1 protein-coding gene is annotated in these 913 nt (G+C 53.9%); it reads right to left on the bottom strand.

Annotation, left to right across the window (positions count from 1 at the left end):
* Positions 1 to 152: 152 nt before the first annotated feature.
* A complete protein-coding gene (locus AC54T3_RS17445) occupies positions 153 to 590 on the bottom strand; it encodes a DUF29 domain-containing protein (RefSeq protein WP_496626579.1) in 438 nt (145 codons plus the stop codon).
* Between the last annotated feature and the right edge of the window lie 323 nt (positions 591 to 913).

The raw sequence follows: 913 nt of genomic DNA, 5'->3' as shown, positions 1-913 counted from the left end.
CCGATGCCGCATCGGCTCCTCGTATTGGCTGAGCCTAGTTAATAATCAGGTCGCCTAATACAAGCGTGCAGGGGTTCATATCGGCTTTTTCTTGGTGTACTTTAGCGCCTGCTGCGAGTGCGGCAGCCTGCTGGGATTGGTGGGCTGGCCTGTTATTCTGGAAGAAAGTCAGCCTTGAGCACTTCGTCGACGGAATAGGGGCATGCGAAAGGAAACTGATCTTGATCGATGCCTGTCTCATTTTCAGCCTTGAGCTTGGCTTTTTGATAGGCCGTTTCAAGTTTCTCGCTCAAATAAGGCCTCAAGCTTGGGCTGTCCGCGAGCAACTCCTTTATATCGATCCGCTGCGTAGTGATGGTATTACGCCAGCTGCGGGTGCGCTTTGGAACTTGGTATTGCCATTTCAACAAATGCATCAACAGGAGACTGAGTCGATTCACAAGCTCGCGTTTCTCGCTCTTTGCCATGGCTTCTAACTCTTCGGCAAGGTGGTCGATATCGAGCTGATCCCATTGTTGATGGCGCATGAAGTTGGCGTTCTCCAACAGCCAACCATGAAAATCTTGCTCGTAAGCGGTTAAGTCAGACATGGTTGTGTCTTCCGTCGCGCGTTAAATGGATGGGTGTTGCGGGTGATCGCGGCGTCATCCAATGCTGCAGCGGAGGGCGGCGGCGACCTGATCGTGCTGCACCTCAGTCAGGGGCAGCGGTTGACCACATGGATCACGGTTGCCCTTGTTGGGCGCGTGTTTTGAGGGTCTGAGTGTAAACGAACGCAGCCGACCCTGCCCATCGACCAGGCGTTGATCTGAATTCAAGATCCGATTCCAACGCGCGTTGGAGTCCGCCAAGGCCTCTCCTGATTATTAACTAGGCTCAGCCAATACGAGGAGCCGATGCGGCATCGGTGGCG

The organism is Halochromatium sp. NSM3 (assembly GCF_059621085.1).
Note: the sequence above shows the minus strand (reverse complement) of the source record. Positions and strands in the feature narration are given on the sequence as shown.